Origin of the sequence: Hymenobacter sp. (assembly GCF_036388155.1) — a bacterium.
In the GTDB taxonomy this organism is placed as follows: Bacteria; Bacteroidota; Bacteroidia; order Cytophagales; family Hymenobacteraceae; genus Hymenobacter.
The window spans coordinates 1-20,695 of sequence record NZ_DASVSI010000162.1 but is presented as its reverse complement, the minus strand read 5'-3'; the positions used below and the strand labels follow the sequence as shown (position 1 = coordinate 20,695).

The window sequence follows — 20,695 nt, the reverse complement described above, 5'->3', positions numbered from 1 at the left end:
CCCCCCCCCCCCCCCCCCCCCCCCCCCCCCCCCCCCCCCCCTTCTTCATTCCTCATTCCTCATTCCTCATTAAGCCGCAGGCGTCCGTCACGGCACTACCACGAAAGCGGGCAGGCCCAGCTTGCTGCGACGGCCGCCCAGCTTCAGGCCTTCGTCCACGTATTTGCAATCTTTGCCCAGGGCATTGGGCTCTTGGATGATGCCCAGGTTGGGGTTGTCTTCGCGGGCCACGTAGATGCGTTTGTCGGGCCCGAGCTGCAGGGCGCCAATTTTGCGGTTGGCGGACTTACCGACCAGCTCGGCTTTTTTGGTTTTGAGGTCGAATTGCCAGATTTGGGTTTCGCCGCCGCCCACGCCGTTGCAGGTGCCGTAGAGCTTGCTGCCGTCGGGCGAAAACTCCACGCCGTAGGCCTCGGGGTAGCCGCCAAAGCCGCGCGCGTTGCTCACTTTGCCGGTGCTGCGGTCGAAATCGTAGACTTCAAACTTGTTGGTTTCGCGCCACAGGGCGGCGGCCAGCGTGCGGCCATCTGGCGAGAACTTGAGCGCGCCGATGGCGTTGCGGCCCGGGCCGGCGTTCATGCTGCCCACGTTGCTCAGGAGCGGTTTGGCGCTCACGCCATCGGCCGTCACGAGGTAAGACACGAAGGCGTTGGAGTTCCAGCGGTGGGCCACTATCCAGGTGTCGCGGCCGTTGGTGTGGCGCACGGCGGCCAGCTTTTCGGCCACCGGCTGGATGAGCAGCAGGTTCACGCGGGGCAAGTCGCCGAGGCCGTTGTCGCGGGTCATGTCCACGATGGAGTAGCGCAGGCCGTTGACCGTGCCCTGGGGCGCGACCGTGAAAATGTAGAAAATATTGCCCGAGCCGGGGTCGGGCACGATGAGGGCCGACTGCGTGCTGCTGCCGCTGCCCATGAGCTTGATGCCGTTGGGCATGACGCGGTGCTCGCGGTTCCACACGGTTTCGCCGTTGGTGTAGAACAGCAGCTCGCCCTTGGCGGTGGTGGCCACGGCGCAGCCTTCGTAGGTGCTCATTTTGCCGTCGTTCAACGGCTTGGGCGTGGTGCCGTTTTCGAACTTCAAGCCGGCCTGCTGACCGAAATACCAAATATCAGTAGGGCGTTGGGCATGGGCCGCCGCGGTGAGCAGCAGCGGGAACAAGGCAAGAAAAAGACGTTTCATGGAGGAAAATCGGTGAGCAGTGTGGGGCTAAACGAAAAATCGAGCCTGGTTGGTGCTTGGCGGGTTTCTCGCAGAGGTCCGCGGAGGTATGCGCAGAGGTCCGCAGAATTTGGGTGAGGCAATTAAGGGCTTTGAGCAGTGGCTGGCCGGGCCAAAAGTAGTCCCAGCACGCCCAGCAGCCCCAGCGGCGGCAAAAAATACAGCCCGTGCAGCGTCGCGGGGTTACCAAGCGCCAGGGCCAGCCCGTTGAGGGGCAACAGCAGGGGCAGAAGCAGCGCCAGCAGCAGCCATTGCAAGTGCCGCGGGAGGCGCGCGCTATACCCCAGCAGCGGCAACAGCAACACTGCGTCGTAGTACAAGTGGTAGGTAGTGAGCAGCGTCAGCGTGCCCAGCACCAGAAATAAGTACCAATCAGCCAGGGCGTGGCCGCGGCTTCGATGCCGCAGCAACCAGGCGCTGGCGGCCAGCCACAGGGCCGCGTGCAGCACCACGTGCCAGGCGCTGCTGCCGGGCCGTAGCCATTCGAGCACGTTGCCCAGCTCTAGCCGCAGCGTCATGCCTTGGGTCAGGGGGTAGTCGGGGTCGGTGGGGTCGAAGGACTGGGCGCGCACCTGGGCCACGAGGTGCTGGTAGGTGGGCAGCAGCTCGTGCGGGGCGGCTGCCCAGTGCCACGCCACGGCGCTGCACAACGCCACTACTGCCACGGCCACGGCCAGAGCCAGCCACTGTTTTTTCCACAAAAACCACGCGGCAAACGGCAACACCAGCGTCACTTTGAAAGCAGCCAAGCCCAGCAGCAGGCCCGCGCCCACCCGGCGCCACGTGCTTGCGGGCTGGGTTTGGTCTACGGCCGAGCCTGCCGAAAACGCGCCAGACGAGGCCCCGGCGCCCAACGCCGCCCCGCTTGGCGTACCCAGCCGGCCCACGGCCAGCGCACTCACGCCCAGCACCAGCGCTACAAAGGTTGGTTGGCCCGCCAGCAGTGCCGGAACGGTGCCTTTCAACGCCAGCGCGGCCACCAGAAATTGCCACCACGGCACCGCCGCACCGGTTGCCACGCGTAGCAGCGCAGCCCACAGCCCCGCCAGCAGCCCCACGCTCAGCAGCGCCAGCCCGCACCACAGCGGCCATGCCAGGGCATACGGCAGGCGGCCCACCGTGAGGCCAAACAGCGCCACCGCCCACGGCGGGTACAGAAAAGGCAGGTTGGGCAAGCCGGGCTGGGTGCGGCTAGTCAGGTTTTCTTGTCGAACGAGCTGCTGCCAGCCGCGCTTTAGCGTGGCGTCGTCGTAGGGGTTCAGCCCTTGCCGCAGCACGTCCTGCCCCACGTAGCAGGTCCGGAAGTCCATGGGGCGGTCGGCGGTCGGGCGCGGCTCGCGCAGCACGCGGCTCACGTTGAACAAGGCGACCAGAACCAGGAAAAGCAGAAGAAGACGCGGCACGGCGGCAAGTTATGCGTAGCGCGGCGCTGGCCGCCGTAGCGCGGACTTTGTAGTCCGCGTCCCCGCGCCGTTGGAGTGTCGTTCGGGGACGCGAACTACAAAGTTCGCGCTACGGTGGCCGGCGCCGCGCTGCGAACCTCGTGGCGCTTTTCGAAGTAGGCATAGCCCGGCATCAGTCCCCGCCAAAAGGCTTGGTGCGGGCTGCTGGCGCGCTTGGCGAGCTCGGCCTCCGTGAGGGGAAAGGGGAAGATGTGCACCGGAATAACAGCCTGCCCGGCTGCGCGCGCCGCTACGGCCAGCAGGTACAGCTCTTCAATTCCGGCGTCGGTGATGGGTAAGCAGCCGACGGTCACCTCACCGCCGTGGATGAAAATGTCGCCGCCGGGGTTGGGCTCGCCTAGGGCTTGGTCGGCGGCATTGGGGTAATTCAGCCCCAGCGAGAGGTGATAATCGCTCTTGGGGTTGAACCGGTTGATTTCGTAGAAACCCTCCGGCACCTGCCGGTCGCCGGCGCGGCGCTTGGGCCCCAGGTGGCCCGAGGTAGCGGCCAGCGGGTAGCGCTGCAGGAGTTGGAAGGTATTTGCGCCCTGGTTGCGGGCCCACACTTCTACTTCCTGGTGGGTCTTGATAACGCGCAGCAGGATTTCGAGCCGCTTGGCATCGAGCGAGTGGGCGTCCAGCAACTCCGCCACCACCGGCCCCACTGCCGCGTGCGCCACCCGCACCCGCGAAAAACGCAGCTGCTCCCGCCAGAATTTCGAGGAGTCGGTCAAGGTCACATCACGCTTACTGGTGGGAGTGCAGGACTGGGCCAGCAGCTGAACCACGGGAAGCACCAACAGCAAGCAGCACGAGAGCCGGCGTAGCATAAAAACGAACCGTAAATGAAGGAGAATGGCGCTACAACGGCATTCAGGTTCTACTATTTTACCTGGGCCTAAAAATTCCGGCTTTGCCAATATTATTGGCACCGCTTCCTCGTGCACCCTACCTTAGCAGCGGTAGTTGCGGTGGGCTTTCCGCCGCGCCACTCGCCCTGTGCAATTCAGTTCGGCCGGCCGTCGCAATCATTGAGCAAAGCGAACGGAACGCCACAATTGCGCTCATCCTGACGGTTTAAATCAATAACATCCACCCGTTACCCATGCAACTCAAACCCCTTTTCACCTTTCTCACCGGCCTCACCAAGCATAATGAGCGGCCGTGGTTTCAAGAGCGCAAAGCCACCTACGACCAACTGCGCGCTCAGTTCGAAGAAGACGCCGAGTTCTGGTTTCAGGAACTCAAGAAGCTCGACTCGGATTTGGCCGGTCCTGAAGGCCGCAAAAGCGTCTTCCGCATCTACCGCGACGTGCGCTTCAGCAACAACAAAGACCCTTACAAAACGCACTTCTCGGCGTATTTCATCGCCAGCGGCAAGGACGTAGAAAGCCCGGGCTATTACGTTCAGCTCGGCCCCAATGGCAATACCCTCGTCGCCGGCGGCCTGTACATGCCCGATAAAGCCCAGCTAGCTGCCATCCGCCAAGAAATCGACTACAACGCCGACGAACTGAAAGCCCTGCTGGTCGCGCCCGATTTCCAGCGCTACTTCGGCGGCATGGGCGGCGACAAGCTCAAAAAGTCGCCCGCCGCGTACTCCGTCGACCACCCCGAAATTGAGCTGCTCAAGCACAAAAGCTTCACGGCTTCGCACACGATGACCGACGCCGAGGTGCTGGCCCACGAAAATTTCCGCGGCTACGTGCTGGAGGTATTTCGGGCAATGGTACCGTTCTGCCAATTCCTGCGCGGGGCCACAGCGGCGTAAAAACAAGTACCGCGAAATTTCATTTCGCCTCGCGTTGGGTCGGTCAGGCCAATGGTGTGACCGGAGCCAGCGCGGAGCGAAATGAAATTTCGCGGTACTCGTGCTGCTACCAAGTCAGCAATTCCTGCTCGTGGCCGGCGCGGAACAGGACACTCTGCTTTTTGTCGCCGGCTTCGATGTTCACGATGTTCATTTGGTCGCCAAACGCATCGAGCAGCATGGCTTGGCGCAGCTGCACGCCGGGCGTGGGCGCTGGCAGTGGCACTTTGCAATAGAGCCAGTAGCCGTCGTTTTCGGCCTGCATGCCCAGCACTTGCAGCGGGAGCGGAGCGCCGGCCGGCGTGCGAAATTGCAGCGTGCGCTGCAAGTAAGCCGTAGCCAGCGTCAGCGGCCGCGGGCCGGCATCACTCAGGTTGACGAGCGTGGGCTGGCCTTCGGAAAGCGCCTTTTCGAAGTCGTCGGTGAAGACTTTTATCGACAGCTCCAGCTGCTTTTTGGCGGCGTTGTAGCGCAGCTCCGTCAGCGTAGAGTGGTAGGCGTGCAGGGCCTTAGCCGTAGTAGCCAGCAGGACAAAGGCGGCGAGAACCAGCAGAAAGCGCTTCATTTTTTAATGATTGATGGTTAGTGGTTAATGATTAATGGATGTTTTGGCATGCCATCAACCACTAATCGTTAACCATTAACCGTTATCAAAACAGCTTCATTATCTGCTTGAACACGATGACGTAGGCCATCAGTGCCAAAATCAGCACGGTTCCCACGCGCTGAGCGCCTTCCATGATGCGGTCCGAAGGCTTGCGGCGGGCAATCATTTCGTAGAGCAGGAACACCACGTGGCCACCGTCCAGGGCCGGAATGGGCAGCAAGTTCATGAACGCCAGTACCATGCTCAGGCCTGCGGCCAAGCCCCAGAAGTGTTGCCAGTCCCAGGTGCCGCCAAATTGCTGAGCAATTTCAACCGGGCCGCCCAGGCTTTCGGATGCCGAAATTTCGCCACGGCCAATCTTGGCGAACGCCCGGGCCTGCAGGCCAATTACGCCAAAGGCCTTGCTCACGCCCTGCGGGATGGACTCGCCCAGGCTGTACTGGCGGGTGCCCAGCTTGAGCGTCGATTTGCGCTCGAAGCCGATGCGGCCCGACTCGCTCACCTCGATGGCCAAGGGGATGGTTTGGCCGTTGCGCTCCACCACCACTTCGGTCTTTTTGCCTTTATTGGCCAGCAGGGCCGCTTGCAGCTCGTCGAAGAACTGCACGGGCTGGCCGCCCACGGTCGTGATTTTGTCGCCGGCCAGCAGGCCCGCCTTGGCGGCCGCGCCGCCGGGCACCACGCGCTCCACGGCAAAGGTTTCGCGGGGGCGCACCAGCAGGCTGTCGGCGCTTTGCTTGCCGAACTTGTCGAGGAAGTTGGCCGGGATTTTAATGTCTTCCAGCTGCCCGTTGCGCTCCACGGTGTAGTAGGAGTTGTCGCCCATGATGACGTCGGGCTTGTACACGTCGTCGAACTCGGTGAACGGCCGGCCGTTGATTTTCACAATTTTGTCGCCGGTGCGGAAGCCGATTTCGCGGCCCAGGCCGTTGGGCAGCACGCCGTACTTGGCCTCCGAAGCGGGCAGAAACACCTCGCCGTAATGGAAGGTCATCGCCGCGAAAATGACGATGCCGGTGATGACGTTCATGATGATGCCGCCGAGCATCACCAGCAAACGCTGCCAGGCGGGCTTGCCCCGGAACTCGTCGGGCTGCGGCTCGGCCGATAGCGAGGCCGCGTCCTGCGTCTCGTCAATCATGCCGTGAATTTGCACGTAGCCGCCCAGCGGGAACCAGCCAATGCCGTACTCCGTCTCGCCGATTTTCTTCTTCACCAAGGCGAAATTGGCCACGGTGGGCATCGGAAACAGGAAGTCGAAGAAGATGTAGAATTTATCGACCCGGATTTTGAAAAGCTTGGCGAAGGCAAAATGGCCAAATTCGTGCAAGCCAACTAGTATCGAGAGAGCCAGCAGGAGCTGGCCAATCATGGTGAGGATTTCCAAGGAGAATTTTATTTATCTGTCATCCTGAGCGCAGCGAAGGACCTTATCACGCCAACGCCAGGAAATAGTATTTATGACGAAAGCAGCCGTGATAAGATGCTTCCTTCGTCAGCATGACAAAAGTTTTTACAGCAGCGTTTCCGCCACGCGACGAGTTTCTGCGTCGGTGGCCACGAGGTCGGCCAGCAACGGTTCGGCAAGGTACGAAACCCGCGCCAGGCACCCCGCCACCAGGTCCGACATTTGCCGGAAGCCCACTTCCTCGCGCAAAAACGCGGCCACGGCCACTTCGTTGGCCGCGTTGAGCACGCAGGGCGCGTTGCCGCCCCGCCGCATGGCCCCGAAAGCCAGCTCCAGGTTGGGAAAAGCCACCCGGTCGGGCGCCTCAAAAGTGAGGGTGGGGTAGTCTAGGAAGGAGAACCTCGGGAAGGTGTTGGCCAGCCGCTCGGGGTAGCCCAGCGCGTACTGGATGGGCAGTTTCATGTCGGGCAGGCCCAGTTGGGCCTTCAGGGAGCCGTCCTCGAACTGCACCAGCGAATGCACGATGCTTTGCGGGTGCACCACCACGTCAATCTGCTCGTTGGTGAGCCCGAACAGCCATTTGGCCTCAATCACCTCCAGGCCCTTGTTCATGAGCGAGGCCGAGTCGATGGTGATTTTGGCGCCCATGTCCCAGTTGGGGTGCTTCAGGGCTTGGGCTTTGGTCACGGCCTCCATTTGCTGGGCCGAGCGGCCGCGGAAGGGCCCGCCCGAAGCCGTGAGAATGATTTTCTCGATGGGGTTTCCCGCTTCGCCCACCAAGCACTGGAAAATGGCCGAGTGCTCCGAGTCGACGGGCAGCAGGCGCACGCCGTGCTTGCGCACGAGGCCCGTGATGAGCTCGCCGGCCACCACCAGGGTTTCCTTGTTGGCCAAGGCAATGTCTTTGCCGGCTTTGATGGCGGCCACGGTGGGCAGCAGGCCGGCGTAGCCCACCAGCGCCGTGAGCACGATGTCGACGTCGGGCCGGGTCACTACGTCGGCCAGGGCCCCGGTGCCGGACAGCACCTGGGTTTCGGGCTGCTGGGCCAGGGCGGCTTTCAGGGGCTGATAAAACGCGTCGTCGCCGATGACCACCACGGCGGGCCGAAACTCCTGCGCCTGTTGCGCCAGCAGCTCCCACTGCCGCTGGGCCGAGAGCACCGCCACTTGAAAACGGCCCGGCTGCTGCCGCACCACTTCCAACGCCTGCGTCCCAATAGACCCCGTGGAACCGAGCAGCGCCAGCGTTTTTACCTTAAATTTTTCAACCATAATGCTACAAACACGGAAAGGCTACAAAAGTACGGCGCCTCCGTGTGGCGCGGCTCAGGTGCGGCGCAGCGTGGCCGCCACAAACTGGTCGATGATGCCCACGATGTCGCCGGCTTCGCGCGCCACCTCGGGCGTGAGCCCGGCCGGGCCGGTGGCCGGAACGGCGCGCTCGGCCAGCGCCGTGAGGCGGGCCAACTGCTCGCCAATGGCCCGGTACACGAAATCCCAGAGCACGGCGGTACTGCCCGCGTGGGCTCCCAAAATGCGGCGCAGCTCCAGCAGGCGCATCACCAGGCGGGCCAAATTGGCCAGCAGCGTCCGTTCCACCGACGCAAACTGGCGCGGTGGCCCGTCGAGCAAGCACAGCGAGCCGATGTTGTAGCCGTCGGGGGTGCGCAGGTTGTGGCCGGCGTAAAAATGCAGACCCAGCTGCTGAATCAGCGAAATGTCGATGCCCGGCGCGCTGACTTTTGCCAAGTCTTCGAAAACGGCCGTGTCGTCCTGTAAGATGGTGGCCGAACACAGGCTTTGGTTGCGAGCAATGCGCTCCACTTCCACCGGGAGGTTGTAGGGAGCTTTCACCAGCACTTTTTCTTCCTCTACGATGGAGAGCATGGCGTTGGAAACCCGAAAAAGCCGGGCTGTGGCGGCCACCACCTCGTCGAGCACTTTTTCGCTGCGCGCGTCCAGCAGCTGGTAGCGCTCGAGGGCGCGCAAGCGGGCGGCGTCGTCAGAAGGAATCAGGGAGGGAGGAGAGGTCAAGGCCAGAGCGGAGGGGAATTAGCGGGTAAAATAATACGCGGCCCAGCCGCCGGCGCCAACCGGAACTGATGCGGCTTCAGGGGCTTCTACCGTGCGGCTTGTGCGAGGGTTGCGCTTATTTTCGGAAGTGCGCTGGTTGGGAGAATACATAGGGCGGCAATGGCGCTAAAGCCAACGGCAATGTAAGGAGCGCCGGCTGGTCCGCTACCTTTGAGGCCGTGCGCAGTTCACCCTCCTTAGATTACGACGTGGCCATTGTGGGCGCGGGCCCGGCCGGAGCCGCTTGCGCCCTAGGCCTGCGCCACAGCGGCCTGCGCGTGGCCCTGCTCGACAAGGCGCAATTTCCGCGCGACAAAGTGTGCGGCGACGCCATTCCCGGCCACGCCCTCAAGGCCCTGCGCCAGCTCGACCCCACTTTTGCCGACAGCCTGTGGCAGCTCCGGCCCATGGATGCCGTGCGCAACTCCAAGCTGGTGGCCCCCAACGGTGCCAACCTGGTGCTGGAATGGAAGCTGCCGAGCTTCAACTCGCCCCGTGAGACGTTCGACGATGCCCTCCTGAACTTGGTACGCACGCACGCCCCGGCCACGGCCATCCTCGAAAACACCGGGTTGAAGGACCTGCAAATTGATGCCGACCACGTCCGGCTGAAGCCCCTGCAAGGCCCCGAAATCACCTGTGGGCTGGTCATTGGTTGCGACGGGGCCAACTCGGTGGTGGGCCGCAAGCTGCTGCCTGAGCCGCGCTTGGCCCGGGCTCACCATTGCGTGGGCGTGCGGGCCTATTTTGAAAACGTGGCCGAAGCGCAAAGCGGCACCACGGAGTTTTTCCTGACCCGCGACTACCTGGCGGGCTATTGCTGGCTGTTTCCGGTAGGGCAGGGCCGCTACAACGTGGGCCTGGGCATGCTGGCCGAGGTAGTGGCCAAGCACAAAGTAGACCTGAAGGAAACCATGACGCGCCTTCTAGCCACGCATCCGGCCCTAGCAGGTCGCTTTGCCAGCGCCCGGCAGTTGGGCCCCATCGTGGGTTTTGGGCTGCCACTGGGCGGCGGGCGGACGCGGCCCGTCAGCGGCGAGCGGTTCCTGCTGTGCGGCGATGCCGCCTCGCTGATTGACCCCTTGCAGGGCCACGGCATCGACACGGCCATTCAAAGCGGCATCCTGGCCGCGACGCAAGCGCTGGCGTGCTTCGACAAGCAGGATTTTAGCGCCGCTCACATTGCTCAGTACGATGCCCAGGTAGCCGCCAAAATTGGAAAGAAGCTGGCCAAGAGTTACCGCCTCATGCGCTTCCTCAGCACCAAGCCCTGGCTGGTGAACGCCGCCGTTCGGCTGGCCAAGGTGCCGGGCGTGAAGCCGTGGGTGCAAAAGGCCATCGGGTAGCCATAATGTTGTAGCGGGAGTAAGCAGATTTGGGCCAGCCTATTACGGATGAAACGCGTAGAAGCAGGTACCTCATTTATTGACCCTTACTCTGGCTACCTGTCATGCTTCAACCTCTCTTTCGTGCCCGAGCCCTGCCGTTTGGGCTGCCCCGCATTATTCGCTTAACTGCTCTTGCCGTGGGCTTGCTGGGAGGGGGCGGCTGCTCTGAGCCTGGGAAGCAGGCTGTACCTATACCTGTGGCCGGCCCCAATCGGATATCGGTGCCCAAAGCGGGCGTTTTTCCCGAAGGCATTCAATATGACGAGGCCGGCAAGCGGTATTTTGTCAGTTCCCGCACCACCGGCACCATCGGCGTGGTGGGCGACGACAGCGTGTATACCGAATTCGGCCGAGATGTCCCGGCTGTTTCCGGCAACAGGCTGATTTCCACCATTGGCATCAACTTCGATGCTCCGCGGCAGAGGCTGCTGGCCGCCGTATCCGACAACGGGTTCAACCCCAACTTCGTGAACCAACCCACGCGCGGCAAACTGGCCGCGTTGGCCATCTTCAACTCCTCCAACGGCACCCTGACCAAGTTCGTCGATTTGGGGGCGTTGCGGCCGGCCCTGATGCACTTTGCCAACGACATTGCCGTGGACCGCGACGGCAACATCTACATCACCGACAGCATGTCGCCCATCATCTACAAAGTGGACCGCGACGGCAACAACCCCACCGTGTTTCTGGAAGACCCCCGGCTCGGCGGCACCGGCTTCGGGCTGAATGGCATCGTGTACCACCCCGATGGGTACTTGCTGGCCGTAAAAACGAACGACGGCACCCTGTTCAAAGTACCAATTGCCACGCCCAGCAGCTTCACGGCCGTTACCTCCAGCCAAAGCCTGACGGGAGCCGATGGCATGCTGCTCTATGACCCGCAAACGCTGCTGGTCGTGTCCGGCGGCCAACGCACCGTCTTCCGGATGAGAAGCACCGACAACTGGGCCACCACCAGCGCTGGCGGTTCCTTCGCCACCGGCCCCGCCACGGGCCCGAGTGTCGGCGCCACCACCATCACGCGCCGCGCCGACGACGCGTACGTACTCTATCCTTACGGCGCCGCTTCACCGCGCTTTGCTTTCGTGAAGGCCCTTTTCTAAACTCAGTCAGTGCGCCTGCACACCGGCCGCTTGTCGAAGCAACACACGTGTTGCCGATGAGCGGCCGGTTCTTTTTTCAGGAGTGGAAAGGGAAACCCGAGGGACCACTGCTGCTTAAATGTTTCGCCAACAACGGCACCAGTTTAATCAAGAGAAACCTCTTTGTTTGGTGGAAAGAGATAACCAAGCGCATCAAGCGCGTTTGAAATAGTTTGCTATGGCTACAAGCTTTGTGAAATACCACGACCACGGCTTTTGGTGTAATGACGCCTACCTAGAAGTTTGGACCCTCTTGTTTGTGAAAGAAGTTGAAAAAGGGCAATTTCATGCGAATAGCAAGCTAAAAGATAGAGTGGTTAATGATTGGTATTTGGCCGCGACAGTTGGGTTTGTTGGGTGCATTGACCTTAGCCTGGATGACATAATTACCTCTGATGAGGATAGAGCATTTTTGTTGAATGTTGCTGAGGTGCTTAATGCTCATTTATCAAGTCTACCAATTGGTCTTCCAGTAGCTACAATGGCCGTTATCGAAAATGAAATAAGAGGCGAGAAATGGCCAGTGCCACCGCTGACAAATAGCATACTAAAAGTTGGTGTCCTTTTCAGCCAGTTGATGCGAGGAGATTTGACGACTAAATCTAATTCGCCTCTTGATTATTTAAAACCAGAGAATTGGAATAGAATTTAATTTGTGCAAGCCAACCAGCAGTTGATTTGCGCAAACATTCTTGCTGTATTCTTGAAGCCGAGCGTTACCACCGCGCCGGCAAAACCCTGCACCTGCGCCACCTCAGCCCCGATTGCCGCCAGCTGCTCAGCAACGCCGGGGCGCTTATTGGTGTGAATGTGGAGGAAGACCCGCGGTACACCGTGGCGGAGGAGGAGCGGGTCAGAACGAGCGCAAAAAAGAAAGTCTGCGGCTCTGCTTCGTAACTAATTGTTGGCCGGCCGTGTATATTTACAGCAGAGTCGTAAAAAAAATAAGGCAGCTGGGCGCACGGCCCAACTGCCTTACCAACTACCGGAATAGCTGCGTGAGCAGGAAAAGGCCAATAGCCTTACCCACCCCGCTAGCCACTCCAATCAAAACAGCTTTGCAGACCGTTTGAAGTAGTTTTTTCGCGCTGTCCTTCTTCATCTTTGCCAAGAAGTAAAGGGTTGCTTCATAACCCCCACACTTCTCGAAGCCCGACTGTTCCTAGGCAGCCGGGCTTCTCTTTTTACAAAGAGTGCCGTTGGGCTAGGGGACATACCAAACGCGAGTGATTCAAAGATACGGGCGTTAGTTGACGGTAATGCTTATTTGCTACAGTTCTTAGTACATATATTATGCGCTAAACTCTTGCGGTTCGAACCAACCAATATTTTCGTCGATGAATTACGAAGTGACCAGGAAATGCACTGATTGCGGCTTAGAGATAAAAGCGTCGCTGACGAAACGTGAAGCTGCTTTCCACCTTTTCGATACTAAGGAATTATTTGGCTCAATCTGTCCGAAGTGTGCAGGAAAAGAATTTTCGGGTAGTGGTAGTTTGCCTCTTCTTGATAAAGAATTGATTTTGGAATGGGCACAGAATGAGAACCTTTATTTTTCTCAAGATGAAGAACTGATGTTAGGAGACGGAGGATATTTTGAATTAATAATCGAAGGTTTAAATAATTCTCTCACTCTCTTGGATAAAAAGTATGTCTTGCTTGATGCTTTGTGCATAATCATTTTCGATGAAACGTTAGACCGTGGTGACGGCTGGAAGCCAGATATCAGTCTGAAGCAGCGTGCAATTGAGGAATTGAATAAGCGCAAAGATTTATTGATTCAAGCAGGTGATAGGATAATAGGTTACGTTCAAAAGGTTGTTTATCCGCAGCTGGATATAAATTGGCATAGCGAGAAATGAGAAAAGACATGCCCCGACATTCTACAATGCCGGGGCGTGTCACATTATTAGGTTGGTCGCATCGAGAGGACGGATTGCCGCGCTGCGCTCGCAATGACAGGCGGTTACGCAAACATCCCCACCGCATTCTTGCTCGGCAGCGCCGTTTTACCCGTCAGCAGCAAATCCACTTGTCGGGCGGCTTCGCGGCCTTCCGAGATGGCCCAGACGACCAGCGACTGGCCGCGGCGCATGTCGCCGGCCACGAAGACGTTGGGCTGGTTCGTGACGAAGGTTTTGTCGTCGGCCAGCACATTGCCGCGCGGGTCGAGGTCGATTTCCAGCTCGTTCAGGAGGCCCTCCACGCGGGGGCCGGTGAAGCCCAAGGCCAGCAGCACGCGTTGGCAGGGGATTTCGCGGTCGGAATCGGGCACCTCCTCGGAGCGGATGCGGCGGCCCATGACGTCGGTTTCCCAGGTCACATCGCTCACGCGCAGGGCCCGGAGCCGACCGGCGTCATCGGCCAAAAACGCCTTGGTGTTGATGCCCCAGTAGCGCTGGCAGCCTTCTTCGTGCGAAGTGCTGCTGCGGAAAATGTGCGGCTCCAGCGGCCAGGGCGTGTGGGCGGGGCGCTCTTGGCCGGGCTGGTGCATAAGGGCAAACTGCGTGACGGACCGCGCCCGCTGGCGGTTGGCCGTGCCCACGCAGTCGGAGCCCGTGTCGCCGCTGCCGATGACCACCACGTCCTCGCCTTCCACCCAGATGGGCGCGTCGGGCAGGTCCAGCTCGCTCACCCGGAGGTTGTGTTGGGTGAGGTAGTCCATGGCGAAGTGGATGCCGGGCAGCTCCCGGCCGGGAATGTTCAGGTCGCGCGGCACGCTTGCCCCGCCGGCCAGCACCACGGCGTGGAAGTCGCGGGTGAGCTGGGCAAACGACACGTCGCGGCCGATTTCGGTGTTGCAGCGGAAGCTCACGCCGTCCTCCTTCAGCAAGTCGATGCGGCGGTCGATGACCCACTTATCCAGCTTAAAATCGGGGATGCCGTAGCGGAGCAGACCGCCGGGCCGGTCGTCGCGCTCAAACACCGTGACGGTGTGGCCGGCCTTGGCCAGCTGCGCCGCCGCCGCCAGCCCGGCCGGGCCGGAGCCCACCACGGCCACCGTTTTGCCCGATTTCAGGACCGGCGCCGTGGGCTGCACGTAGCCCTTGGCGAAGGCGATTTCGATGATGTGCTTCTCGATTTCCTCAATGGCCACCGGGCTGCTGTGGATACTCAGGACGCAAGCCGCCTCGCACGGCGCGGGGCAGATGCGGCCGGTGAACTCCGGGAAGTTGTTGGTGGCGCTGAGAATCTGGTAGGCGTCTTCCCACTTTTCCTCGCGCACGGCGTCGTTGAATTCGGGGATGATGTTCCCCAGCGGGCAGCCCGAATGGCAGAACGGGATGCCGCAATCCATGCAGCGGGCCGCCTGCTGCGTGAGCTGCCCTTCAGAATAAGTGCCGACGAATTCGTGGTTGTGGGCCACGCGCTCCTGCGGCGCGGCCTTGGGCGGCAGCTCGCGGGAAAATTCTTTGAAACCGGTGGGGTTAGGCATCTTTTTAGAACTGTGTAGAGACGCAATATTTTGCGTCTCGTCGTTGCTGATGTTGTTTAGTCTGCGCAGTTTTAGGCAATTCGGCGCGGTTCTGGTCGTTCAACGACGAGACGCAAAATATTGCGTCTCTACATTGTCCTGGCTGTTTGTTCAACGACGAGACGCAAGTATGCGTCTCTACATCGTTCAACTCACCTCCGCGTACCGCGCCCTTTGCAGCACCTTCTTGTACTCGCTCGGGAATACCTTCACGAACTTCCCGGCTTCCTCCTGCCAGTTCCCCAGCAGAAACGCCGCCACCTGGCTACCCGTCAGCTCCACGTGTTTCCTCAGCAGCTCCTGAATCTGGTCTTCGTCGTCGGCATCCAGCGGGTCTAATTCCACCATTTCGGGGTTGCAGTTGGCCGGGAATGCGCCGTCGGGGTCGTACACCCAGGCGATGCCGCCGCTCATGCCGGCGGCAAAGTTGCGGCCCGTCTGACCCAAGATGAGCGCGCGGCCGCCGGTCATGTATTCGCAGCCGTGGTCGCCCACGCCTTCGACTACGGCGGTGGCGCCGGAGTTGCGGACGGCAAACCGCTCGCCGGCCTGCCCGCGCACGAACAGCGCGCCGGAGGTGGCCCCGTACAGCGCCACGTTGCCGATGATGATGTTTTGCTCTGGCACGAAATGCGCGGCGGGGGAGGGGAAGATGGCCAGCTGCGCCCCGCTCAGGCCCTTGCCCACGTAGTCGTTGGCCTCACCTTCGAGTGCGAAGGACAGGCCGCGCACGCTGAATGCGCCGAAGCTCTGGCCCGCCGAGCCGCGGAAGCGGTAGTTGATGGTGTTGTCGGGCAGGCCGGCGGCGTGGTAGCGCTTGGCAATCTCGTTCGAAAGCAGCGTGCCGATGGTGCGGTCGATGTTGTGCACCTCGAATTCGGCAAAAACAGGCGTCTGTTCATTCAGGGCCGGCTGGGCGTGGTCGAGCAGCTGCCAATCCAGGATGCCGCGGATGCCGTGGTCCTGTGCCTCGCTGTTGTAGAGGGTGCCGCCGGAGATGTTCACGGCCGGGTGCAGCATGTCGGTCAGGTCGAGGTGACGGGCTTTCCAGTGGGCGATGCCCTCGCGCACTTTCAGGAACTCGGGCCGGCCCACCATCTCGTTGATGGTGCGGAAGCCCAGCTCGGCCATTATTTCGCGCAGCTCTTCGGCCAGGAAACGGAACAGGTTCACGACGTGCTCGGGCTGGCCAGTGAAGAGCTTGCGCAGCTCCTGGTCCTGGGTGGCGACGCCCACGGGGCAGGTATTGAGGTGGCATTTGCGCATCATCACGCAGCCGCCGGCCACTAGCGCGGCCGTGGCCACGCCCCATTCTTCGGCCCCCAACAGGGCCGCTACGGCCAGGTCACGGCCGGTTTTCATTTGGCCGTCGGCTTGCAGCACCACGCGGCTGCGGAGCTGGTTGCGCACCAGGGTTTGGTGGGCTTCTGCCAGGCCCAACTCCCAGGGCAGGCCCGCGTGCTTAATGGAGCTGATGGGCGAGGCGCCCGTGCCGCCGTCGTAGCCGGCAATTAGGATGACGTCGGCGTGGGCCTTGGCGACACCGGCGGCGATGGTGCCTACGCCGGCCTTCGAAACCAGCTTCACGTTGATGCGGGCGGCGCGGTTGGCGTTTTTTAGGTCGAAGATGAGCTGGGCCAGGTCCTCTATGGAGTAGATGTCGTGGTGGGGCGGAGGCGAAATCAGGCCGACGCCGGGTGTGGCGTGGCGCACTTTGGCAATCCATTCGTCCACCTTGTGGCCGGGGAGCTGGCCGCCTTCGCCGGGCTTGGCGCCCTGGGCCATCTTGATTTGCAGCTCGTCGGCGTTGGTGAGGTAGTGGGCTGTGACGCCGAAGCGTGCCGACGCCACCTGCTTGATGGCCGAGCGCATAGAGTCGCCGTTGGCCATTTTTTCGTAGCGCAGCGGGTCCTCGCCGCCCTCGCCGGTGTTGCTTTTGCCGCCGATGCGGTTCATGGCAATGGCCAGGGTGCTGTGGGCCTCGTGCGAAATCGAGCCAAACGACATGGCCCCGGTCGCAAACCGCCGCATGATGCCCTCCGCCGGCTCCACTTCCTCAATGGAAATGGCGTCGCGGTGATGCGCGAAATCCAGCAGGCCGCGCAGGGTGAACATGCGCTCGGGCTGCTCATTAATGAGCTTCGCGTAGCGTTGGTAGGTGGCGTAGTTGTTGGTGCGGGTCGCGAGTTGCAGCAAATGCACCGTTTCGGGGTTGAACATATGCGCCTCGCCTCGCCGCCGCCAGTGGTAGAGGCCGCCGTCGGGCAGGAGGGTTTGCTCCTCGGGCGTGGTGCTCCGGAAGCCCTGAAAGTGCTTGTAGAGCGTTTCGCGAGCAATTTCATCCAGGCCGAGCCCACCAATACGAGTGACTGCGCCGCAGAAGTAGGCATCTACCACCGCCTGGTTCAGGCCCAGAATCTCGAACACCTGCGCGCCGTGGTAGCTCTGCAAGGTCGAAATTCCCATCTTCGAGAAAATCTTCAGCAGGCCGTCGCACACGGCTTTGATGTAGTTGTAATTCAGCTGCGCATGGTCGAGCGCGGTGTTGAACTGGCCCGCCTCGTGCATGGTCCGGATGGTGGCCAGCGCCAGGTAGGGGTTGATGGCCGTGGCCCCAAACGACAGCAAACAGGCGAAATGGTGGACTTCCCACACGTCGCCGGCTTCCACCACGAGGCCCACCGAGCCCCGGAACCCGAGCTTGATGAGGTGGTGGTGCACCGCCGAAACGGCCAGCAGCGAGGGAATGGGCGCGTGCTCCGAATCCACGGCGCGGTCCGACAGAATCAGCACTTCGAATCCGTCGTTCACCGCATCTTCGGCGTAGCGGCAGAGGCGGGCGAGGCCGTTTTCCAACGCGCCCGGTTTGCCATCAGCCCGGAAATACGTCTGCAAAGTCTTGGCATTGAACATGCCGGTGTCGATGCTGCGTAGCTTTTCCAGCTCCAGATTACTGAGGATGGGCTGGCGCAGGGCCACGCAGTGGCAGTGGTGCTTGTCCTCGTCGAGGATGTTGCCGTTGTTGCCCAGGAAGGTGGCGAGGCTCATCACCAACCGCTCCCGAATGGGGTCGATGGGCGGGTTGGTGACCTGCGCGAAAAACTGCTTGAAGTAGCTGCTCAAGTGCTGCGGTTGGTCGGAGAGCACAGCCAGCGGCACGTCCACGCCCATCGAGCCGATGGGCTCCTTGGCCTCCAGCGCCATCGGGGTGATGAGCACGTCGATGTCTTCGCGGGTGTAGCCGAACACTTGGTGGTACTTGAACACCGAGTCGGCGGCCAGCTCCGTGAACATCTGGCGCGGCTCGGGCAGCTCGTCCAGCTGAATCTGGTACTCGTTCAGCCACGCGCCGTAGGGTTGGCGGCCGGCGGCCTGGGCCTTCAGTTCTTCGTCGGTGATGATGCGGCCGGCCACGGTATCCACCAGCAGCATTTTGCCGGGCTGAAGGCGGCCTTTCTGCACCACTGTGGCGGGGTCGATGTGCAGGACGCCGGCCTCGGAAGCCACCAGCACGCGGCCGTCGGTGGTTTCGAGGTAGCGCAGGGGGCGCAGGCCGTTGCGGTCCAGCATGGCCCCGATGAGCTTGCCATCGGTGAAGAGCAGGGCGGCCGGGCCGTCCCAGGGCTCCATAAATGTGGCGTGAAACTCGTAGAACGCCTTTTTGAGCGGGTCCATTTGGGTGTTGCCGTCCCAGGCTTCGGGCACCAGCATCATCATCACGTGCGGCAGCGGGCGCCCCGAGTGCAGCAGGATTTCCACCACGTTATCCAGGCAGGCGGAATCCGACTGCCCGGCATCGACCACCGGCAGCAGCATGTCCATTTCCTCGGCCGAGAAATAAGGCGACACGTAGCTGCGCAACCCGGCATAAAACCAGTTCAGGTTGCCCCGCAGCGTGTTAATTTCCCCATTATGCGCCAAAAAACGGAATGGCTGGGCCAGCTTCCAGCTCGGAAACGTATTGGTGGAAAACCGCGAATGGACCAGCCCGAAAGCCGACGTCACCCGTTCGTCGCTAAGGTCGGGGAAGTAGCCGCGCACCTGGTAGGTGGTGAGCTGGCCCTTGTACACAATGGTTTTGCAGGAGAGCGAGGCGAAGTAAAACACGTCCATCGCGGCAGTTACCGTCTCACGCACCGTCTTGAAAATCAGACGGCGCAGCACGTACAGCTTGCGCTCAAAGTCATCCGGATTCGTAATGCCCGCCGGACGGCCGAAAAACACCTGCTCCATCACCGGCTCGGCGGCCAGCGCCGTGGGTCCAATGCCCAGCGGGTTCACCGGCACGGGCCGGTAGCCCAGCAGCGGAAACCCCAGCCGCGCTGCCGCGCCGTTGATGACTTCGCGGCAGGCTTCACGCAACTTGGCATCTTTCGGCAGGAAGGCAAACCCTACGCCGTAGCTGCCCGGTTCGGGCAGGCGAATATCCAGCGCCACGCACTCTTCCAGCAGGAACCAGTGCGGAATCTGAATGAGCAGCCCGGCCCCGTCGCCGGAGTCGGAATCGCAGCCGCAGGCGCCGCGGTGCTCCATGTTTTCCAGCATGGTCAGCGCATCGGTGATGGTCTGGTGCGTCTTGCGGCCGTTGAGGTGGGTGATGAAACCAGTCCCGCAGGCATCGTGCTCAAATTCGGGGCGGTACAGGCCCTGAGGAGTGTCGGTGGATGGTGTCGGGCTATTGAAAGTCATATGCGGGGCGGAGACATTAGCGAGCGGCGGGGCGAAATCAGCCCGCTGCGCACAGTTATTTAAAGAACCGGCCAGTCTTCGGCCAGTGAAAAAATATTTCCCGCTGCTTTACTATTTCTAGCCTTCTGTAACCATTCGCAATTTGTTGTGAGTCAAAATTTTGTATAGGAATAGCCTACGATGTCAAAACCTGGACTTCTGAACGTCATGCCAAGCGCAGCCGAAGCATCTCGCCTGCTCCTTTTGTCATCCTGAGCGGAGCGAAGGACCTTCTCACGATGAAACGACCTGTTTTGACCTAAGAAGGTCCTTCGCTCCGCTCAGGATGACAACCGATTGAATTACTACCCCACGCGAGATGCCTCGGCTGCGCTCGGCATGACGGGCTCTCACCCCATCCGCCTACTTCAACAGCCCAAATTTGCGCTGCATAATCTCTTGCACGGGCCGGTTTTCAATCTTGCTTTCCAGCCAGGAAACGATGTCCAGGTACATGAAGGGACGCCGTTCAAAAGGGTCATGTGAGATGGCAATTAACCGGTCCTTTAACTGAATGAAGGCGTTTTTCAGCTCCTGTGGATTCAGGTCGCCCACGGTGCGCAGGAACTGAAAAATGGCCACTTGCATCTGCTGCTGGTCGTTCATTTTGCCCAGGAAGCGGTACACCGATTTCACCTGGTAATCCAAGCTTTCGTCGCGGCCGGCCTCGTAGTGCGCAATCAGGTTGAGGATGCGGGCGAAGCACTGGATGTCTTCGCGCAAGGCGTTGTCTTTGAACTGAATGATTTTCGTCAGGTACTCGATGGCCTTGTTGAAATCGCCGCTGCCGAAGTACAGGCTGGCAATTTTGTAGTAAAACACCATGAGGCGATGCGGGTCAAGCTGCTGCTGAAACTGCGCGAGGTTGGCCAGTAGCGGCGGGACGATTGTCAGGCCTTCGGTGAAACGGCCCCGCATGAAGTAGGCGTTGATGCGGTTGGTGTAGATGTACAGAAACAGCAGCATCTCGATGTTGGGATTGCTGCGTCGGTCGGGGTCATCGGCGAAAGCTTCCAACTTGGCCAGTACTTCCGTGAATTTGCTGTAATAGAGTAGGTTGTAGGAGGTGATAAGCAGGTTGTGCAGCCCCTTGAGGTAGAGCATGGTTTGCTGCTGGCGAATGGCGGGGTAGCGCTCAAACAGGTCGACCCACTTTTGGGCGTAGCGGTAACAGGCCAGGAAATTTTGCGTGATGGTGTAGTACCACACGTGAGCCTGGTAGTAGTAAAGCTCCTCGAAAAAGTCGGCGTTGCGCATGTCCACGTTCGCCAGGGCGGAGCGAAAAAACGTGGTCAGCCGCTCAAAATCAGCCTGGTTGCGGGCGTGGCCGATTTGCAGGTAGATGCCGTACATGCGCAGCGCCAGGTTCGAGAGCACGTGCTGCTGGCTGACGTGTTCCACCAG

At 60.9% G+C, this 20,695-nt stretch carries 16 protein-coding genes; 6 read left to right on the top strand and 10 right to left on the bottom strand.

All coding sequences use genetic code 11. The annotated features are described in order from the left end of the window. Positions 1–87 precede the first annotated feature (87 nt). The 3 genes from VF629_RS22845 to VF629_RS22835 form a co-directional block, all read right to left on the bottom strand. Positions 88–1,179 carry a hypothetical protein gene (locus VF629_RS22845; protein ID WP_331060825.1) on the bottom strand — a complete coding sequence of 364 codons (1,092 nt, stop codon included), beginning with the start codon at positions 1,177–1,179 and terminating at the stop codon, positions 88–90. Between the two features lie 122 nt (positions 1,180–1,301). Continuing rightward, complete coding sequence (locus VF629_RS22840) at positions 1,302–2,621, bottom strand: glycosyltransferase 87 family protein (protein WP_331060824.1); 1,320 nt, start codon at positions 2,619–2,621, stop codon at positions 1,302–1,304. A 95-nt stretch (positions 2,622–2,716) separates the two neighbouring features. Further along, entirely contained in the window at positions 2,717–3,490 is a 774-nt protein-coding gene (locus tag VF629_RS22835; RefSeq protein WP_331060823.1) for a L,D-transpeptidase family protein, read from the bottom strand. Between the two features lie 275 nt (positions 3,491–3,765). Here VF629_RS22835 and VF629_RS22830 point away from each other — a divergent pair, with 275 nt between their 5' ends. Then, positions 3,766–4,431, top strand: coding sequence for a DUF2461 domain-containing protein (locus VF629_RS22830; RefSeq protein WP_331060822.1), 666 nt, complete (start codon positions 3,766–3,768; stop codon positions 4,429–4,431). A gap of 106 nt (positions 4,432–4,537) precedes the next feature. Here the strand turns inward: VF629_RS22830 and VF629_RS22825 are convergent, their stop codons facing one another. From VF629_RS22825 to VF629_RS22810, 4 genes are all read right to left on the bottom strand, one after another. Then, entirely contained in the window at positions 4,538–5,035 is a 498-nt protein-coding gene (locus VF629_RS22825) for a DUF6702 family protein (RefSeq protein ID WP_331060821.1), read from the bottom strand. 85 nt (positions 5,036–5,120) lie between these two features. Continuing rightward, positions 5,121–6,464: an RIP metalloprotease RseP gene (gene rseP / locus VF629_RS22820; protein ID WP_331060820.1), complete on the bottom strand. Its 1,344-nt coding sequence runs from the start codon at positions 6,462–6,464 to the stop codon at positions 5,121–5,123. A gap of 126 nt (positions 6,465–6,590) precedes the next feature. Beyond that, positions 6,591–7,757: a 1-deoxy-D-xylulose-5-phosphate reductoisomerase gene (locus tag VF629_RS22815; protein WP_331060819.1), complete on the bottom strand. Its 1,167-nt coding sequence runs from the start codon at positions 7,755–7,757 to the stop codon at positions 6,591–6,593. A gap of 54 nt (positions 7,758–7,811) precedes the next feature. Continuing rightward, positions 7,812–8,519, bottom strand: coding sequence for a GAF domain-containing protein (locus VF629_RS22810; RefSeq protein WP_331060818.1), 708 nt, complete (start codon positions 8,517–8,519; stop codon positions 7,812–7,814). Between the two features lie 218 nt (positions 8,520–8,737). On the opposite strand from VF629_RS22810, the gene VF629_RS22805 reads away from it, so the two are divergent. From VF629_RS22805 to VF629_RS22785, 5 genes are all read left to right on the top strand, one after another. Then, positions 8,738–9,904, top strand: a complete 1,167-nt coding sequence (locus VF629_RS22805; protein WP_331060817.1) for a geranylgeranyl reductase family protein — start codon at positions 8,738–8,740, stop codon at positions 9,902–9,904. A 104-nt stretch (positions 9,905–10,008) separates the two neighbouring features. Further along, entirely contained in the window at positions 10,009–11,049 is a 1,041-nt protein-coding gene (locus VF629_RS22800; protein ID WP_331060816.1) for an SBBP repeat-containing protein, read from the top strand. Positions 11,050–11,347: 298 nt separating this feature from the next. After that, positions 11,348–11,740 carry a hypothetical protein gene (locus VF629_RS22795; RefSeq protein ID WP_331060815.1) on the top strand — a complete coding sequence of 131 codons (393 nt, stop codon included), beginning with the start codon at positions 11,348–11,350 and terminating at the stop codon, positions 11,738–11,740. Between the two features lie 26 nt (positions 11,741–11,766). Beyond that, positions 11,767–11,985 (top strand): hypothetical protein, encoded by a 219-nt coding sequence (locus tag VF629_RS22790; protein ID WP_331060814.1) that lies wholly within the window; start codon positions 11,767–11,769, stop codon positions 11,983–11,985. Positions 11,986–12,425: 440 nt separating this feature from the next. Continuing rightward, the gene (locus VF629_RS22785) at positions 12,426–12,950 is read left to right on the top strand and encodes a hypothetical protein (RefSeq protein WP_331060813.1); all 525 of its coding nucleotides are present in this window, start codon (positions 12,426–12,428) and stop codon (positions 12,948–12,950) included. Positions 12,951–13,054: 104 nt separating this feature from the next. Here the strand turns inward: VF629_RS22785 and VF629_RS22780 are convergent, their stop codons facing one another. From VF629_RS22780 to VF629_RS22770, 3 genes are all read right to left on the bottom strand, one after another. Then, positions 13,055–14,524 (bottom strand): glutamate synthase subunit beta, encoded by a 1,470-nt coding sequence (locus VF629_RS22780; protein WP_331060812.1) that lies wholly within the window; start codon positions 14,522–14,524, stop codon positions 13,055–13,057. Between the two features lie 186 nt (positions 14,525–14,710). Continuing rightward, a complete protein-coding gene (gltB, locus tag VF629_RS22775; RefSeq protein ID WP_331060811.1) occupies positions 14,711–19,252 on the bottom strand; it encodes a glutamate synthase large subunit in 4,542 nt (1,513 codons plus the stop codon). Positions 19,253–19,654: 402 nt separating this feature from the next. Beyond that, positions 19,655–20,695 (bottom strand): hypothetical protein (locus VF629_RS22770; protein ID WP_331060810.1); only part of this gene is annotated, 1,041 nt, incomplete at its 5' end.

Bases quoted from the DNA above. Each gene is read 5' to 3' on its own strand.
- VF629_RS22800 (WP_331060816.1), top strand. From the start codon at position 10,009: ATGCTTCAACCTCTCTTTCGTGCCCGAGCCCTGCCGTTTGGGCTGCCC.
- VF629_RS22830 (WP_331060822.1), top strand. From the start codon at position 3,766: ATGCAACTCAAACCCCTTTTCACCTTTCTCACCGGCCTCACCAAGCAT.
- VF629_RS22845 (WP_331060825.1), bottom strand. From the start codon at position 1,179: ATGAAACGTCTTTTTCTTGCCTTGTTCCCGCTGCTGCTCACCGCGGCG.
- VF629_RS22825 (WP_331060821.1), bottom strand. From the start codon at position 5,035: ATGAAGCGCTTTCTGCTGGTTCTCGCCGCCTTTGTCCTGCTGGCTACT.
- VF629_RS22785 (WP_331060813.1), top strand. From the start codon at position 12,426: ATGAATTACGAAGTGACCAGGAAATGCACTGATTGCGGCTTAGAGATA.
- VF629_RS22815 (WP_331060819.1), bottom strand. From the start codon at position 7,757: ATGGTTGAAAAATTTAAGGTAAAAACGCTGGCGCTGCTCGGTTCCACG.
- VF629_RS22835 (WP_331060823.1), bottom strand. From the start codon at position 3,490: ATGCTACGCCGGCTCTCGTGCTGCTTGCTGTTGGTGCTTCCCGTGGTT.
- VF629_RS22780 (WP_331060812.1), bottom strand. From the start codon at position 14,524: ATGCCTAACCCCACCGGTTTCAAAGAATTTTCCCGCGAGCTGCCGCCC.
- gltB (WP_331060811.1), bottom strand. From the start codon at position 19,252: ATGACTTTCAATAGCCCGACACCATCCACCGACACTCCTCAGGGCCTG.